Origin of the sequence: Streptomyces xanthii (assembly GCF_014621695.1) — a bacterium.
Classification (GTDB): domain Bacteria; phylum Actinomycetota; class Actinomycetes; order Streptomycetales; family Streptomycetaceae; genus Streptomyces; species Streptomyces xanthii.
In genome coordinates this window covers 2,851,535-2,868,398 of the sequence record NZ_CP061281.1, presented here as the reverse complement: position 1 = coordinate 2,868,398, position 16,864 = coordinate 2,851,535, and the positions used below count along the sequence as shown (strand labels likewise).

Genomic DNA, 16,864 nt, shown 5'->3' with positions numbered 1-16,864 from the left:
CGGAAGGTGAAATCTGCGTATCGAGTGGGAATCCTCACGTCGCTCAGGTGTGAGGCCCCCTGGACATATGGGCGAAACGGTCGGATGATCAAATGAGTGCCGTCGGCACCGGATGAGCGCCCACTGGGATCAGTGGAACGGGAGGCGCAGCGTCCGGGTCGCAGCCCCCACGGGGCATCAACCTCCATACCCCTCATTTAGGAGCGATCGTGGCGCGCGACATCGCGGCTCCCAACTCCCCGGACACCCTCCCGACCACCCACCAGGGCCTGATCTCGTGGGTCAACGAGATCGCCGAGCTCACGCAGCCGGACCGCGTGGTCTGGTGCGACGGCTCGGAGGCCGAGTACGAGCGGCTGGCCGAGGAGCTGGTCGCCAAGGGGACGTTCAAGAAGCTCGACCCGATCAAGCGCCCCAACTCCTACTACGCGGCCTCCGACCCGTCCGATGTCGCCCGCGTCGAGGACCGCACCTTCATCTGCTCCGAGAAGGAGGAGGGCGCCGGCCCGACGAACCACTGGAAGGCCCCCGCCGAGATGCGGGAGATCTTCGCCGGTGAGAAGGGCGTCTTCCGCGGCTCGATGAAGGGCCGGACGATGTACGTCGTCCCGTTCTGCATGGGTCCGCTCGGCTCGCCGCTGTCCGCGATCGGCGTCGAGATCACCGACTCGGCGTACGTCGCCGTCTCCATGCGCACCATGACCCGCATGGGACAGCCGGTCCTGGACGAGCTCGGCGAGGACGGCTTCTTCGTCAAGGCCGTCCACACCCTGGGCGCCCCGCTGGCCGAGGGCGAGCAGGACGTCCCGTGGCCCTGCAACTCCACCAAGTACATCTCGCACTTCCCCGAGGACCGCGAGATCTGGTCCTTCGGCTCCGGCTACGGCGGCAACGCCCTGCTGGGCAAGAAGTGCTACGCGCTGCGCATCGCCTCCGTCATGGCACGTGACGAGGGCTGGCTCGCCGAGCACATGCTGATCCTCAAGCTGACGCCGCCGCAGGGCGAGTCGAAGTACGTCGCCGCGGCCTTCCCGTCCGCGTGCGGCAAGACGAACCTCGCGATGCTGGAGCCCACGATCTCCGGCTGGACCGTCGAGACGATCGGTGACGACATCGCCTGGATGCGCTTCGGCGAGGACGGCCGCCTCTACGCGATCAACCCCGAGGCCGGCTTCTTCGGTGTCGCGCCCGGCACCGGCGAGCACACCAACGCCAACGCGATGAAGACCATGTGGGGCAACTCCGTCTTCACGAACGTCGCCCTGACCGACGACGGCGACGTGTGGTGGGAGGGCATGACCGAGGAGGCGCCCGCGCACCTCACGGACTGGAAGGGCAACGACTGGACGCCCGCGTCCGAGACCCCGGCCGCGCACCCCAACGCCCGCTTCACCGTCCCGGCCGGCCAGTGCCCGATCATCGCGCCGGAGTGGGAGGACCCGAAGGGCGTGCCGATCTCGGCGATCCTCTTCGGCGGCCGCCGCGCCTCCGCCGTGCCGCTGGTCACCGAGTCCTTCGACTGGAACCACGGCGTCTTCCTGGGCGCCAACGTGGCCTCCGAGAAGACCGCCGCCGCCGAGGGCAAGGTCGGCGAGCTGCGCCGCGACCCGTTCGCGATGCTGCCGTTCTGCGGCTACAACATGGGCGACTACATGGCCCACTGGGTGAAGGTCGGTGCCGACAAGGACGCCGCCAAGCTCCCGAAGATCTACTACGTCAACTGGTTCCGCAAGGACGCGAACGGGCGCTTCGTGTGGCCCGGGTTCGGTGAGAACTCCCGCGTCCTGAAGTGGATCGTCGACCGCCTCGACGGCCGGGCGGAAGGTGTCGAGACCCCGATCGGCATCCTCCCGACCAAGGAGTCCCTGGACACGGAAGGCCTCGAACTGGCCGACTCCGACCTGGACTTCCTGCTCTCCGTCGACAAGGAGGTCTGGCGCGAGGAAGCCGCTCTGGTACCCGAGCACCTCAACACCTTCGGCGATCACACGCCCAAGGAGCTGTGGGACGAGTACCGCAACCTGGTGCAGCGCCTCGGCTAGCCGGACCTGAACGAGCCCCCCGTACAACGGCGTACGGGGGGCTCGTTCGCATGTGTGCCGCCGTGCGCGTGTGCCGGTGGGCCGTGGTCGACTCGGCTCTTCACATGTCCACCACATGTTTCAATGTCCCCACACAGTCGCCCATCGAGGGGGATGGGCGCCAACTCAGCCTGTGGGGGGCATAGTTGAGCAAGGTTCAGCACTTCAGACGTTCCGCCGCACTGTTCGTGGCCGGGGTGCTCGGGGCGACGGGGCTGGTGGGTGCCACGGCCTCGCAGGCCGTCGCCGCTACGCCCGCCGACACCGCCGTGAAGCTTCCGGTCACCAACTTCTCGGCGCTGGCGGTCGACTCCGCCCACCAGCGCGTCTACGTCACGGAGGGCCCCGCGTCGAACCCGACGCCCCCGGCCGTGCACGTCTACGACTTCGACGGCCGGAAGATCACCTCGATCAGCACGCCCGCCGCCGCCTCGGGCCTCGACGTGAGCGCCGACGGCACCACCCTGTACGTGTCGCAGCCCAGCGGCATCCTGGCCTTCGACGCCGCCACCCTGGAGCAGCGGAGCCTGACGAGCGCGAGCTACGACACCTGCGGGCGTTCGCTGGCCGTCGCGGGCGGCCGGGTCTGGCACACGAGCGCGTACTCGTTCGGCTACTGCGACTCCGCGTACGCGACCCTGGGCCGGCTGAGCGAACCGGCGCAGAACACCGGCTGGGGCGACTACGGCCGCATCCAGCTCTTCGGCGGCGGCCCGGCCGCCCCGGACCGCTTCTACGCGGCCCAGCCGGCCAACTCCAGCGCGCCGAACCCCTTCATCACCGCGTTCGCCGCCGACAACGACGACCCGGTACGCGGCCCCGAGCGCCGCTTCGCGGGCGAGGACGGCAAGGGCGCCCTCGACTTCAAGGACCTCGCGCCCAGCGCCGACGGCAAGAAGCTCGCCGTCGCCGACGCCGCGGCCGGCACCCGCCTGCTGAACGCGGACGACTTCACCGACGCGGCCGAGCAGTACCAGCCGCTGCCCGCCGGGGCGAAGGCCTCCGCGGTCGCCTTCAGCGGCGACGGCAAGTACGTGGCCCGGGGCGCGGCCGCCTACGGCTCCACGCCCGACCTGCTGATCCAGCCGGCGAACCCGGCGGACACGACGGCGCCGCTGGAGTTCGCCTTCGAGGGCAGCCTCGACGGCAGCGAGATCGCCCCGCGCGGCCTGGAGTTCGCGGCGGACGGCTCCCGGCTGTTCGCGGTGACCTCCTACGGCAGCCAGTTCTGGCTGCACGTCATCACGCCGCCGGCCGCCCAGTACGACGCCCGGTTCAGCGGCGATCTGACGCAGTCGCCGAGCAGCGCCGTGGTGGGGGAGCCGGTGGCGCTGCGCGGCCGGCTGGAGTTCGACGGGCCCGCGCCCGCGGACCCCACGAAGGTGACGGCCGTGCGCGAGGACGCGGACGGGAAGACGGAGCTGACCCCGGTGAAGTTCGCCGCGGACGGCACGTTCACGGTCTTCGACGTGCCGGACAAGGTCGGTGAGGCGACGTACCGGGTGTCCTACCTGGGCGACCTCACGCACCGGCCCGCGGCGGACGTCGTGCGGACGGTGCAGGTGGGCAAGGCGCCGACGACGCTCACGCTCGACGCGCCGGACGAGGCGACGATGAGCGCCGGCGTGGTGATCCCGGGCACCCTGACGGCCACGGGGCCCGCGCTGCCCGCAGGCCTCACGCTCACCGTGCGCCGCACGGACCGGCTGGGGACGACGGAGCTGGCTCCGGTGACGGTCGGCGCCGACGGCGCCTTCACCCTCCGCGACACCCCGCGGACCATCAAGTCGGCGACGTACACGCTGACCTGGGCCGGTGACGCCGACCACCGGGACGCGACGGCGTCGGCGACGGTGCTCGTGCGCCGCTGACCCGGAGACGTAGGGCCGGGGGCATCGACGATCCGGCCCTACGCCACGCCTACGCCGCGACGGGCTCCGTGGCGTCCGCGTGGAACTCCATCCGGCGGGCGGCGAGGATCGCGGCCGCCGTGTCCGCGCGGGACGCGGCGACGACCAGGGCGCGGCCCGCGAGGGCGTGGGCGCGCTGGTGCAGGGCGATCACATGGGGTTCGTGCAGGGCGTCGGCCACGGTCGAGCGGGCCGGGGCGTGACCGCCGCGCAGGCGGGCGACCTGGGCGGCGAGCTCCGCCGCGGCCGTGTCGAGCTCCGGTGTCCCGGCGACCGCGCGCAGCTCGTCGGTCACGGCGAGGAGGGCCGCGAGGTGCCCGGCGAGCTGGATGTCCAGCTCCTCCTCGCGCGAGCGGTGCGGGAAGTCGCCGCCCGGCGCGGCCACCGTCGTGTGGACCGACTTGGTGCGGATCGGCTCGTACATCGGAGGCCTCCAGACAGGAGCGGGCGCGGATTGACCTCCATCGTACCTTGGACTTCGTCTAAATTAGAACCTGTCCAAAAACGAGTCGCGTCCGGCGCGGCGCTACTGGCTGTAGCCGTCCAGGAAGTTCCCGATCCGGGTCACGGCCTCCGTCAGCTGCCGGGTGTCGGGCAGGGTGACGACGCGGAAGTGGTCGGGCTCCGGCCAGTTGAAGCCCGTGCCCTGGACGACCATGATCTTCTCGGCGCGCAGCAGGTCGAGCACCATCTGCCGGTCATCCTTGATCTTGAACACCTTGGGGTCGAGGCGCGGGAACAGGTACAGCGCCCCCTTCGGCTTCACACACGTCACGCCCGGGATCTGCGTGAGCAGCCCGTGCGCCACGTCCCGCTGCTCCTTCAGCCGGCCGCCCGGCAGCACCAGGTCGTCGATCGTCTGCCGCCCGGTGAGCGCGGCGACGACGCCGTGCTGGCCCGGCATGTTCGCGCACAGGCGCATGTTCGCCAGGATCGTCAGGCCCTCGATGTACGACTGGGCGTGCGCGCGGGGGCCGGAGATCGCCATCCAGCCGACCCGGTAGCCGGCCACCCGGTACGCCTTCGACATGCCGTTGAAGGTGAGGGTCAGCAGGTCCGGGGCGATCGCGGCGGTCGGGGTGTGCGTGGCGCCGTCGTAGAGGATCTTGTCGTAGATCTCGTCGGAGCAGACCAGCAGGTTGTGCCGGCGGGCGATGTCGGTGAGGCCGCGCAGCATCTCGTCGCTGTAGACGGCGCCGGTCGGGTTGTTCGGGTTGATGATGACGATCGCCTTGGTGCGGTCGGTGACCTTCCGCTCCACGTCGGCGAGATCGGGCATCCAGTCGGACTGCTCGTCGCAGCGGTAGTGCACGGCGGTGCCGCCGGACAGGGAGACGGCGGCCGTCCACAGCGGGTAGTCCGGCGCGGGGACCAGCACCTCGTCGCCGTCGTCGAGCAGGCCCTGCATGGCCATCACGATCAGCTCGGACACGCCGTTACCGATGTAGACGTGCTCGACGTCGGTCTCCACGCCGAGGGTCTGGTAGTGCATCATCACCGCGCGGCGGGCGGCGAGCAGGCCCTTGGCGTCGCCGTAGCCGTGGGCGTCCCCGACGTTGCGGAGGATGTCCTCGAGGATCTCGGGCGGGCAGTCGAAGCCGAACGCGGCCGGGTTGCCGGTGTTCAGCTTGAGGATGCGGTGCCCTGCCGCCTCCAGCCGCATCGCTTCCTCGAGAACCGGGCCCCGGATCTCGTAGCAGACGTTGGCGAGCTTGGTCGACTGGATGAGCTGCATGGACAGACTGTACGGCGGCCGCTCGCGGGGGCGCGCTCGCTTGGCCGCCGCCCGGAGGACCCCGGCCGGGACCGGTTTCGGATGTGATGGCACGCAGTGCCGGATGCCTGAGGAATGCCGGGTGCGGGCGGGGGTGCGGCTTGGATGCGTGGGCCTGTCGGGCCGGGTGAGATCGGCCACTCGGGAGGGCGGGTGTTCCGGCCGCTTGCGCGTGTTCGAGCACATGTTCGAAGAAGGGGGTTAGTCTGGAGTCATGCTCCAGGGATCCCTCTTCGACCAGGCCGACCGGATCGAGGAGACCGCGCTCGGCGGCCTCGACGGACTGCGCCGCACCGAGCTCGGGTCCGGCGCCTGGATCGACGTGCTGCCCGGCTGGCTGCACGGCGCCGACGCCCTGTTCGAGCTGCTCGCCGAGCGCGTCCCGTGGCGGGCCGAGCGCCGCCAGATGTACGAGCGGGTCGTCGACGTGCCCCGCCTCCTCAAGTTCTACGGGGCGGGCCAGGAACTCCCGCACCCCGTGCTCGGCGCGGCCCGCGACGCCCTGTCCGCCCACTACGCGCGCGAGCTGGGCGAGCCGTTCACCACGGCCGGGCTCTGCTACTACCGCGACGGGCGCGACAGCGTCGCCTGGCACGGCGACCGCATCGGGCGCGGCGCCCGCGAGAACACGATGGTGGCGATCCTTTCCGTCGGAGCGCCCCGGGACCTCGTGCTGCGGCCCGTCGGCGGCGGACCCGCCGTGCGCCGGGCCCTCGGGCACGGCGACCTCATCGTCATGGGCGGCTCCTGCCAGCGCACCTGGGAGCACGCGATCCCCAAGTCGACCCGGGCGGCCGGGCCCAGGATCAGCGTCCAGTTCCGGCCACACGGGGTGCGCTGACCTCGGGGTTCCGCGCGCTTGGCGGAGAAAAGGCCGGTCTGCGGCGATATCGCCGACGACTGTTCCGGGCCACCGGAACCCCTTAAAATCCGCGCTCATGTCCTGGCAGCACCCACGAGAAGACGCCGAAGCGAACCTGTCCGGTGTCGTCTACGACCCACAGCAGGCGGCGGGCGCCTACGACGGTTACGCCGATCCGGCCACGGTCCACGGCTGGCGTGAATCGGCCACCGTGGCCCCGGCCGCCCTCCACGACACCACGGAGCCGCTCCCCGTCGTGCCCGACGAGGACGGCGCCGTGTTCGTCGACACCACCGGGCGCCGGGGGCGCCTGATGCGGCGCGGCGGGATCGCGCTCGGCGCCGTCTGCGTCGTCTTCCTCGGCGTCGTCGTCTTCGGCCTGTTCGGGGCGAGCCCGTCGAGCGGCCCGCTGTCCTGGACCGACGGCGACGACGACGGCGGCAAGCAGCGCGCCGAGCACTCGGCCCCCGCGGCCCCGGGCCCCGTCACCACCGACGCCCCGTCCGGCACCGGAGCCACCGGGGCCCCGAGCGCCACCCCGTCCGGCGACCCGGACGACACGCCCGGGAAGAAGGAGGCGAGCCCGGCCGCCTCCACGTCCCGCGGCACCGCCGACACCCCGGCCACCACGCCCCCGCCCACGACCGAACCGGCCCGCGGCAACTCCACCAACAACCCCGGCCGCGGCAACGGCTCCACCAAGGGCCCGAAGTGACCCGGCCCCCGGTGCGAGCCGCGGGACCGACGTGACCCGAACCCCCTCCCACCCACCCGCGAAGCCCGGCGCGACCCCGACCGCTTCCGCGTCCGGCCGCACAGGCGAGGCGACCGCGCGCCGGGTCCCGTCAGGGTTCCGAACCGACCCGGCCCACGGTGTCCGTCGCGAAGTCGACGTGCCCCGAAGGCTTTTCCGCGCACCGGACAGCACCCTCCGCGCACCTGAGAGGACCCTCCGCGCACCTGAGAGGACCCTCCGCACACCGGAGAGGACCGGCGCGAGCCCGACCGGTTTGGCGTCCGGCCGCACAGGCGAGGCGACCGCGCGCCGGGGCCCGGCAGGGTTCCGAACCGACTCGGACCACGGTGTCCGTCGCGAAGTCGACGTGCCCCGAAGGCTTTTCCGCGCACCGGACAGCACCCTCCGCACACCGGAGAGGACCGGCGCGAGCCCGACCGGTTTGGCGTCCGGCCGCACAGGCGAGGCGACCGCGCGCCGGGGCCCGGCAGGGTTCCGAACCGACCCGCGCCACGGTGTCCGTCGCGGGACCGACGTGCCCCGAAGGCTTTTCCGCGCACCTGACAGCACCCTCCGCGCACCTGAGAGGACCGCCCGCGCACCCGAGAGGACCTCCCGCGCACCCGAGAACACCTTCCTCACACCCGAGAAGAACGGCGCGAGCCTGACCAGCTGCGTGTCCGGCCGTACGGGCGAGGCGCACCCCACCGCGCCCGCTCGGGGGAACCCCACCGACACCCCCGGGCGAGGCAACCGTCCGCCGGGGCCCAGCAAGGGACCGAAGTGACCCGGAGATCCCCCCGCGACACCCGCACCACCGCACCCCGTGCGAGCGCCCGCCGCACCCCACCCCCACCCGCACGCCCCCGCACCCGGCACGCCCTGCGCCGGGACCCGCGCGCGCACTGGCTCCTGCTGCTGCTCGGGCTCGCCGTCGCCGCGACGGCGCTGACCTTCAGCGGATACGGGCGGCACGAGATCGCCGCCACCTCCGGACCGGCCGGCGCCTGCGCGCGGCGGGGCCCGTCCTCAGCCAGGACCCCGGCACCGGCGACCCGCGCAGCGCCCGGATGCCCGCCAGGGCCGTGGCGCTCACCTATGACGGCGGCCCCGACCCCGCCTGGACGCCGGCCCTGCTCGACGTGCTGGCCCGCCACCACGCCCGCGCCACCTTCTTCCTCACCGGCACCGAGGCGGCCGCCCACCCCGGCCTCGTGCGCCGGATCCGCGACGAGGGTCACGAGATCGGCACCCACACCTACAGCGACGTCAACCTCGCCGAGGTCTCCGCCGTCCGCGCCCGCCTCGAACTCTCCCTCGGCCAGAACACCCTGGCCGGTTCGGCCGGAGTCGGCACCCGGCTCCTGCGCCTGCCGCACACCGCCACCACGGCGTCCCTGTGCGCGGACCAGGCCGACGCCGCCCGCCGCGCCATGGCCGACGGCTACGTCGTGGTCGCCGCGGACGACCCGGCCCGCTCCCCGCGCCTGGGCGCCGTGCGCCAGTTCACCGGCTCCGCGCAGGCCGTGCGCGACACCGAGCGGCTGTTCGCCGCCCCGCTCGGCGGCGTCCGCTTCACCACCGTCGGCGACGGCCTCGGCCTCGACGGCGTCACCCACTCCGTCTCCGTCACCGAACAGGTCCGCGGCACCGCACTGGTCTGGGCCCAGACGGCGTCCCGCTTCTTCGTCGACGCCATGGTCTGGCTGATGGTCGCCGCCGGCGTCATCACCGTCGCCCGGCTCGTGCTGCTGTTCACCGTCGCCCGCGTCCACGTGCGCCGCGTCCGCGCCCGGCGCCGCCGCGGCCGCCGCCCGCCCCGCCTCACCGAACCCGTCTCCGTGATCGTGCCCGCGTACAACGAGGAGGCCGGCATCGAGGCGACGATCCGCTCGCTGCTCGCCTCCAACCACTCCTACGTCCAGGTCATCGTCGTCGACGACGGTTCGAGCGACCGGACGTACGAGATCGCCGAGTGGATGCGGGCCCAGGACGCGCGCGTGATGGTCGTGCGGCAGGAGAACGCGGGCAAGGCCGCCGCCCTCAACACGGGCCTGTCCTGGGCCCAGTTCGACCTCGTCGTGATGATCGACGGCGACACCGTCTTCGAGCCCGACGCCATCGGGAACCTCATCCAGCCGTTCACCGACCCGCGCGTCGGCGCCGTCAGCGGCAACACCAAGGTCGGCAACCGCCAGGGCGTCCTGGGCCGCTGGCAGCACCTCGAGTACGTCATCGGGTTCAACCTCGACCGCCGCATGTTCGACGTGCTGGAGTGCATGCCGACCGTGCCGGGCGCCATCGGCGCGTTCCGCCGCACCGCCCTCGACGGCGTCGGCGGGGTCAGCGAGGACACCCTCGCCGAGGACACCGACCTCACCATGGCCCTGTGCCGGGCCGGCTGGCGTGTCGTCTACGAGGAGACGGCCATCGCCTGGACCGAGGTCCCGGCGAGCGTCCGCCAGCTGTGGAAGCAGCGCTACCGCTGGTGCTACGGAACCCTGCAGGCCATGTGGAAGCACCGCCGCGCCCTCGTCGAGCGCGGCCAGGCCGGCAAGTTCGGCCGCCGCGGCCTGACCTACCTGCTCCTCTTCCAGACGCTGCTGCCGCTGTTCGCCCCGCTCGTCGACGTGTTCGCCGTGTACGGGCTGCTGTTCCAGGGCACCGGCCAGGCGGCCCTGGTCTGGCTGGCGTTCACCGCCGTCCAGGTCGTCAGCGCGCTGTACGCGCTACGCCTCGACAAGGAGCGCTTCGAGCCGGTGTGGACGCTTCCGCTGCAGATCGTCGTCTACCGCCAGCTGATGTATCTGGTCGTCGTGCAGTCCGTCGTCACGGCCCTGCTCGGCAACCGGCTGCGCTGGCAGCGCATGCAGCGCGCCGGAACCTTCGGCAACCAGGCCGCGCGCCAAGGGAGTTGACGTCCGCCCTCTTGTCGCGCCGCCCGCCGAGCCCGAAGAATGCGCACGGCAACCATCGGCAACGGACGCCGTACCCGGCGTCGGCAAGGGGGGCTCCACCCAATGGCACCTGCAGCACCGATGACACCGAGGCTCGGCCGCGTCCTCACGGGCGCGGCGTTCGCGCTCGTCCTGGCCGGGGCGGGCGCGGCACCCGCCGCCGCGGACAACGGCGTCCGGGAGAGACCGAACGACGCGCCCGTCACCTTCGCGGGCACCGTCGCGCTCAGCAACTGTTCCGGCTCGATCGTGCGCACCCCGCAGTCCGAGCCCGACGACCCCGCGATGGTGCTCTCCAACGGGCACTGCATAGAGACCGGCTTCCCGAAGGCCGGCCAGGTCGTCGTGGACCAGCCGTCCAAGCGCACCTTCAAGGTCCTCGACGAGAACGCGGGCCAGCTCGGCACCGTGCAGGCCGACCAGATCTCGTACGCGACGATGACCGACACCGACGTCTCGCTGTACCGGCTCACCAGCACGTACGCCGAGATCGAGGCCAAGTACCACGTGGCGCCGCTGCTCCTCGACCCGCGCCACCCGCGCAAGAACACCGACATCACCGTGGTGTCGGGGTACTGGAAGAAGCAGTACAAGTGCTCCGTCGACGGGTTCGTGCCCCAGCTCAAGGAGTACTGGTGGACCTGGAAGGACTCGGTCCGCTACACCCCCGGGTGCGAGACCATCGGCGGCACCTCGGGCTCCCCGGTGATCGACGACCACACCGGACGCGTGATCGCCGTCAACAACACCCACAACGAGAACGGCGAGGAGTGCACGCTCGACAACCCCTGCGAGGTCGACCGCAAGGGCAATGTCACCGTCCGCCCCGACGCCCGCTACGCGCAGCAGACCTACGGGATCGTGCCCTGCCTGCGCCACGACGGGACGCTCGACCTGGGGCGCGAGAAGTGTGAACTCCCCGAGCCCCAGGCCTAGTCGCGCGGCTGACCGCTAGCTCTTCGACGGCGTACGCCGTACGGACCGGCCCGCGAGGACGTCCGTGCGGCGGCCGTCCTCGATGACGAACTTCCCGTCGATCAGCACGTGCGGGATGCCCGTCGGCAGGGTGCGCGGCGCCTCGAACGTCGAGCCCGCCGCCACCGTGTCCGGGTCGAAGAGCACCAGGTCGGCGCGGTAGCCCTCGCGGACCAGACCGCGGTCCGGCAGCCTGAGCCGGGCCGCGGGCCGCGAGGTCAGGTGCGCGACCGTCTCCTCCAGGGACAGCACGCCGAGGTCGCGGGCGTAGTGCCCGAGATAGTGCGGGAACGTGCCGTACGCGCGCGGGTGCGGCTTGACGCCCTGGAGGATGCCGTCGCTGCCGCCGGTGTGCACGGGGTGCTTCATGATCGCCCGCACGTTGTCCTCGTGGCCGACGTGCTGGAGGATCGTCGAGCCCAGGTTGTCGGCGAGCAGCAGGCGCCGGGCGGTCACCCAGGGGGCCTCGCCGTGCCCGGCAGCCGCCTCCGCGACCGTCTTGCCGACGTACCCGGCGAGCCCCGGATCGGAGACACCGGAGATCTCGATCGTGTCCCACTCCATCGGCACGCCGTGGCAGCCGTCGGAGCCGATGACCTCGACGTGGTGCCGGATCCGCTCCGCGGTCGCGTCGTCCCGCAGCCGGGCCAGGGTGGCGTCGGGGCCGCCCTCGTTCGCCCAGCTCGGCAGCATCGCGACGAGCGTCGTGGCGCCCGGCGTGTACGGGTAGGTGTCGAGGCTGATGTCGGCTCCGGCCGCGATCGCCTCGTCGAGCAGCTCCAGCAGGTCGGCGCCCTTGCCCTTGTTCACGCCGAAGTTCATCGTGGCGTGCGCCAGGTGCAGGGAGCAGTCCGCGCTGCGGGTCAGCTCGACCATCTCGCGGTACGCCTCCAGGGCGCCGGCGCCGTAGCTGCGGTGGTGCGGGCAGTAGTAGCCGTCGTACCCGGCGACGACCCGGCACAGCTCGGTGAGCTCGGCGTCCTTCGCGTACATGCCCGGCGTGTACGTCAGCCCCGACGACATGCCGACCGCGCCCTGCTCCATGCCCTCGGCGACGAGCCGGCGCATGTGGTCCAGCTCGGCGTCCGTCGCGTCCCGGTCGTCCCAGCCGACGGCGTACATCCGGACCGTGCCCTGGGGGATCAGATAGGCGGCGTTCACGGCGATGCCGCGGTCGAGGCGGTCCAGGTACTCGCCGACGGTGCGCCAGTCGAAGTCGATGTCGGAGCCGTCGCCGTTCCAGCCGGCGATCACCTGGCGGACCTGGCCCAGGGTGCGGTCGTCGACGGGCGCGTAGGACAGGCCGTCCTGGCCGAGGACCTCCAAGGTGACGCCCTGGGCGGCCTTCGCGCTGTGGTCCGGGTCGCGGATCAGGGCGAGGTCGCTGTGCGCGTGCATGTCGATGAACCCGGGGGACAGGGCGAGTCCGTCCGCGTCCAGGGTCCGCGCGGCGGTGGGGCGTGGGCCCCTGCCCTCCGGGTGGATGCGGGTGATGCGGCCGTCTGTGACGGCCACGTCGGCGCGGTATCCGGGTTCACCGGTGCCGTCGATGACCTTGACGTCCTTGATGACCAGGTCCGTCATTCCTGGCTGCCTCTCTTGGGGGGGTCTTTCGGGTGCGGGTCCGGTGGGGGCTGGTCGCGCAGTTCCCCGCGCCCCTGGAGATGCGCACTGCGTGCGCGATCTCCATCGGGGCGGTGCCCCATCGGGGAAATGCGGCGCGAAGCGCCTGCATTTCAGGGGCGCGGGGAACTGCGCGAGAAGCCCCACCGGCCAGTGGTCGACACGAGGCCCGTGGGCCTACGGCGCGTGGTCGCGCACCCGTCTCAGAAGAACGTGCGGACGTAGTCCACGACCGTGCCGTCCGCCTCCACGACCGGGATGAGCTGCCACTTGTCGAAGGAGGTGCAGGGGTGCGACAGCCCCATGCCGATCCAGTCACCCACCTCCACCCCGGCGGAGCCCTCCGTACGGACCCACCCGTGCTGGTCCGACAGCCCCGTCACAGAGATCCCGTCAGCATCCCGGAGGGCCCCCGTCCGCCCGTCCCGCACGACCTGCGCCTCGGGCAGGTCCAGGTCGTAGGCCGCGTCCCGCTTGCCGGCGTTGGTGAACGCCTGCTCCGGCGTCGGCCGCGACACGACCTGCGCCCACAGCCGGAACGCCGGCTCGAGCGCGCCCTCCTCGGCGACCCGGTTGAACGGCGTCAGCCGCCGGTAGTGACCGTCGTCGTGCGACACGTACGCCCCGGAGCGCAGCAACTTCAGGACGGGCGCGCTCAGTTCGGGGATCTCGGCGAAGACGTCGGCGACGGCGTCGAACCAGGCGGAGCCTCCCGCGCTGATCACGATCTCGTCGAGCCCGGCGAAGCGCCCCGCCTTGTCGAAGTCCGCGGCGAGCGCGACGAGCCGCCGCAGCCAGGCGTGCACCCGCTCGGGGGTCGCCTGCGGCACCTCGCCCTCGTACCCGGCGACACCGACGAGCCGCAGCGAGGGCGCCGCCGCCACCGCGTCGGCGACCTCGGCGCACTCGGCCTCGGTGCGGATCCCGGTCCGGGCGCCCTCGCCCGCGCCGAGCTCCACGACCACGTCCACCGGCCGGGAGGCCCCGGCGGCGGTCAGGGCGGACTGCATCAGTTCGACGCCGCGCACGGAGTCCACGTAGCAGATGAAGCGGAAGCCGGGGTCGCGGTCCAGCTCGGCGGAGATCCAGCGCAGCGCCGTCGCGTCGACGACCTCGTTCGCCAGGAAGACCCGCTCGGTGCCGAACTTCCGGGCGACGCGCACCTGGTGGGGGACGGCGAGGGTGATGCCCCAGGCGCCGCGGTCGACCTGCTGCCGGAACAGCTGCGGGGCCATCGACGTCTTGCCGTGCGGCGCGAACGCGAGCCCGTGCCGCTCCGTGTACGTCTCCATGAGCGCGAGGTTGTGCTCCAGGCGCTCCGCCGACAGGGCGAGGACCGGCGTGGTGAAGCCGTCGGTGAAGAGGTTGAGCCGGCGCGCGGCGAGCTCCGCGACCGTCAGGCCCTCGGCCGCGGGCGGCATGCCCTTGAACCGGAAGTCGACCCGCTCGTGCGCGAGCTCCTCCAGCGCGGTGACGGCATCGACGGCTTTGTCGGCGGTCATGGAGCCTCCTCCAGGCTTGCCCGTTGCATTATGTGCAACGGTCATTGCGTATGTCGCTTACTGCTGTCTAACATCCGAGCCAACGCCGGGTCAACGGAGCCGTTGACCCTCCAGGCCGCGACCTGGCCGCGACCCCAGCCGCGAGGAGACCCCGCACCGTGACCGCCACCGGAACCGCACCCGCCGCACAGGCCTCCCCGGCTGCCCGGGAGGCCGTGGAGGTCGTCGCGCTCGGCGAGTCCATGGTCACGTTCCGGCCCTCCGTCCCGGGGCGGCTCGCCGACGTTCCCTCGTTCGACCGCGGCATCGGCGGAGCCGAGTCCAACGTCGTGTGCGGGCTCGCCGCCGCCGGACACTCCACCCGCTGGGTCAGCGCCGTCGGCGCCGACGGCTTCGGCGACCACCTCGTCGAGGCGATCGCCGCCTACGGGGTCGACACCGGCGCCGTGCGCCGCGACCCCGCCCGCCCCACCGGCATCTACTTCCGCACCGCGGCCGACCGGGCCGGCGACGACCACGAGGTCGCCTACTACCGGGCCGGATCCGCCGCCTCCGCGATGTCCGCCACGAACACGGACCTGGACGCCCTGCGCTCGGGCCGCATCCTGCACCTGTCCGGCATCACCGCCGCCCTCTCCGACGACTGCCTCGGCCTGCTCCGCACCCTCGTCGGCGCGGACACGGACGGCGGTCCGCTCGTCTCCTTCGACGTCAACCACCGCCCCGGCCTCTGGTCCGAGCCCGCCGACGCCCGCGTCCTGCTCGACCTCGCCCGCCGCGCCGACCTCGTCTTCGTCGGCGAGGACGAGGCCGAGGACGCCTTCGGGATCACCGGCGGCCCCGACGCGATCCGCGCCGCGCTGCCCGAGCCGCAGATCCTCGTCGTCAAGCGGGGTGCCGACGGCGCCGTCGCCTACGAGGGCACCGTCCGCACCGAGGAGCCCGCCCCGCGCGTCGACGTCGTCGCCGCCGTCGGCGCGGGCGACGCCTTCGCCGCCGGTTTCCTCTCCGCGACCCTGCGCGCCCTGCCCGTGGCCGACCGGCTGCGCCACGGCCACCTCTGGGCCGCCGCCGCCCTCACCGTCGCGGGCGACCTCACCGCGCCCCCGGCCCGGAGCCACGCCGACCGGCTGACCGCTCTGGACCGCCCCGCGTGGGAGAAACTGCACCTCGGCCCCGGGTGGACCGCCAAGGACTCCGCCGACGAGAGGCCCGCCGAGGAGGAACGCACGCCATGAGCCAGACCGTCGACCGCGCGCTCAGCATCCTGCCGCTGCTCGCCGAGGGACCCGCCGACCTGGGCCAGGTCGCCGACCGGCTCGGCGTCCACAAGTCCACCGCCCTGCGCCTGCTGCGCACCCTGCACGAGCACGGCCTCGTGCACCGCCAGTCCGACCAGCGCTACCGCCTGGGCGCCCGCCTCTTCGCCCTCGCCCAGGAGGCCGTCGAGAACCTGGACGTGCGCGAGATCGCCCACCCCCACCTCGTCGCCCTCAACGAGAAGTGCGGCCACACGATCCACCTCGCCGTCTACGAGGAGAACGAGGTCCTCTACATCGACAAGGTGGAGAGCCGTTACCCGGTGCGCATGTACTCGCGCATCGGCAAGCCCGTCGCGATAACGGTCGCGGCCGTCGCCAAGCTGCTCCTCGCCGACCTGTCCGAGCCCGAGCGCCGCGCCATCGCGGAGCGGCTCGACTACCCCCACTACACGGCCCGTTCCACCCCGAACGCGTCCGCCTTCCTCCAGGAGCTGGACAAGGTGCGGGAACAGGGCTGGGCCACCGACCTCGGTGGCCACGAGGAGTCCATCAACTGCATCGGCGCGCCCATCCGGGGCGCCGACGGCAAGGTCGTCGCCGCGATGTCGGTCTCCGCACCGAACGTCGTCGTCACCGCCGAGGAACTCCTCACCCTGCTGCCGCTGGTGCGCCGCACGGCGGAAGCCATCAGCCGGGACTACTCCGGCAACACCCCCTCGAAGGAAGCCAGTTCATCATGAGCGAGAAGACCGCCCTCACCCCCGCCACGCACACCACGCCGCCCGCGAAGTTCTCGCACGGCGTGAAGAAGGGCAACATCCTCCAGGTCGCCGGCCAGGTCGGCTTCCTGCCCGCCGTCGAGGGCCAGGCCCCCACCCCGGCCGGCCCGACCCTGCGCGAGCAGACCCTCCAGACCTTCGCCAACGTCAAGGCGATCCTCGAAGAGGGCGGCGCGACCTGGGACGACGTCATGATGATGCGCGTCTACCTCACCGACGTCGACCACTTCGCCGAGATGAACGCGATCTACAACGCGTACTTCGAGGAGCAGGGCCTCAAGGAGGCCCCCGCCGCCCGCACGACCGTCTACGTCGGTCTGCCCAAGGGCCTGCTCATCGAGATCGACGCCCTCGCCGTCCTGAGCTGACCCACCCGCCCGGACCCGAGGCCCCCTCCCCCCCC

At 72.3% G+C, this 16,864-nt stretch carries 13 protein-coding genes; 9 read left to right on the top strand and 4 right to left on the bottom strand.

The features are described from left to right. The first annotated feature begins 209 nt into the window (after positions 1–209). A complete protein-coding gene (locus tag IAG42_RS12855; RefSeq protein WP_188337156.1) occupies positions 210–2,042 on the top strand; it encodes a phosphoenolpyruvate carboxykinase (GTP) in 1,833 nt (610 codons plus the stop codon). Between the two features lie 185 nt (positions 2,043–2,227). After that, complete coding sequence (locus tag IAG42_RS12850; protein ID WP_188337155.1) at positions 2,228–3,952, top strand: Ig-like domain repeat protein; 1,725 nt, start codon at positions 2,228–2,230, stop codon at positions 3,950–3,952. Between the two features lie 49 nt (positions 3,953–4,001). Here IAG42_RS12850 and IAG42_RS12845 read toward each other — a convergent pair whose 3' ends face one another. Then, positions 4,002–4,415, bottom strand: a complete 414-nt coding sequence (locus IAG42_RS12845; protein ID WP_188337154.1) for an SCO4983 family protein — start codon at positions 4,413–4,415, stop codon at positions 4,002–4,004. 102 nt (positions 4,416–4,517) lie between these two features. Next, entirely contained in the window at positions 4,518–5,726 is a 1,209-nt protein-coding gene (locus IAG42_RS12840; protein ID WP_188337153.1) for a pyridoxal phosphate-dependent aminotransferase, read from the bottom strand. A gap of 253 nt (positions 5,727–5,979) precedes the next feature. Between IAG42_RS12840 and IAG42_RS12835 the strand changes: the two genes are divergently transcribed. From IAG42_RS12835 to IAG42_RS12820, 4 genes are all read left to right on the top strand, one after another. Then, positions 5,980–6,606 (top strand): alpha-ketoglutarate-dependent dioxygenase AlkB, encoded by a 627-nt coding sequence (locus IAG42_RS12835; protein WP_188337152.1) that lies wholly within the window; start codon positions 5,980–5,982, stop codon positions 6,604–6,606. A 97-nt stretch (positions 6,607–6,703) separates the two neighbouring features. Beyond that, positions 6,704–7,342, top strand: a complete 639-nt coding sequence (locus IAG42_RS12830; RefSeq protein ID WP_188337151.1) for a hypothetical protein — start codon at positions 6,704–6,706, stop codon at positions 7,340–7,342. Positions 7,343–8,433: 1,091 nt separating this feature from the next. Beyond that, positions 8,434–10,281, top strand: coding sequence for a bifunctional polysaccharide deacetylase/glycosyltransferase family 2 protein (locus tag IAG42_RS12825; protein WP_317453313.1), 1,848 nt, complete (start codon positions 8,434–8,436; stop codon positions 10,279–10,281). A 102-nt stretch (positions 10,282–10,383) separates the two neighbouring features. Beyond that, entirely contained in the window at positions 10,384–11,256 is an 873-nt protein-coding gene (locus IAG42_RS12820; RefSeq protein ID WP_223205962.1) for a S1 family peptidase, read from the top strand. Positions 11,257–11,271: 15 nt separating this feature from the next. Here the strand turns inward: IAG42_RS12820 and IAG42_RS12815 are convergent, their stop codons facing one another. Next, positions 11,272–12,879, bottom strand: coding sequence for an N-acyl-D-amino-acid deacylase family protein (locus IAG42_RS12815; RefSeq protein WP_188337150.1), 1,608 nt, complete (start codon positions 12,877–12,879; stop codon positions 11,272–11,274). 242 nt (positions 12,880–13,121) lie between these two features. Next, complete coding sequence (locus tag IAG42_RS12810) at positions 13,122–14,420, bottom strand: amino acid deaminase (RefSeq protein ID WP_188337149.1); 1,299 nt, start codon at positions 14,418–14,420, stop codon at positions 13,122–13,124. 242 nt (positions 14,421–14,662) lie between these two features. On the opposite strand from IAG42_RS12810, the gene IAG42_RS12805 reads away from it, so the two are divergent. The 3 genes from IAG42_RS12805 to IAG42_RS12795 are packed head-to-tail and all read left to right on the top strand — an operon-like array spanning position 14,663 to position 16,829. Then, complete coding sequence (locus tag IAG42_RS12805) at positions 14,663–15,658, top strand: sugar kinase (RefSeq protein ID WP_394811285.1); 996 nt, start codon at positions 14,663–14,665, stop codon at positions 15,656–15,658. Further along, positions 15,655–16,422: an IclR family transcriptional regulator gene (locus tag IAG42_RS12800; RefSeq protein WP_188337148.1), complete on the top strand. Its 768-nt coding sequence runs from the start codon at positions 15,655–15,657 to the stop codon at positions 16,420–16,422. The genes IAG42_RS12805 and IAG42_RS12800 overlap by 4 nt, the downstream gene beginning before the upstream one ends. Next, positions 16,419–16,829 (top strand): RidA family protein, encoded by a 411-nt coding sequence (locus IAG42_RS12795; protein ID WP_188337147.1) that lies wholly within the window; start codon positions 16,419–16,421, stop codon positions 16,827–16,829. The genes IAG42_RS12800 and IAG42_RS12795 overlap by 4 nt, the downstream gene beginning before the upstream one ends. Positions 16,830–16,864: the final 35 nt, after the last annotated feature.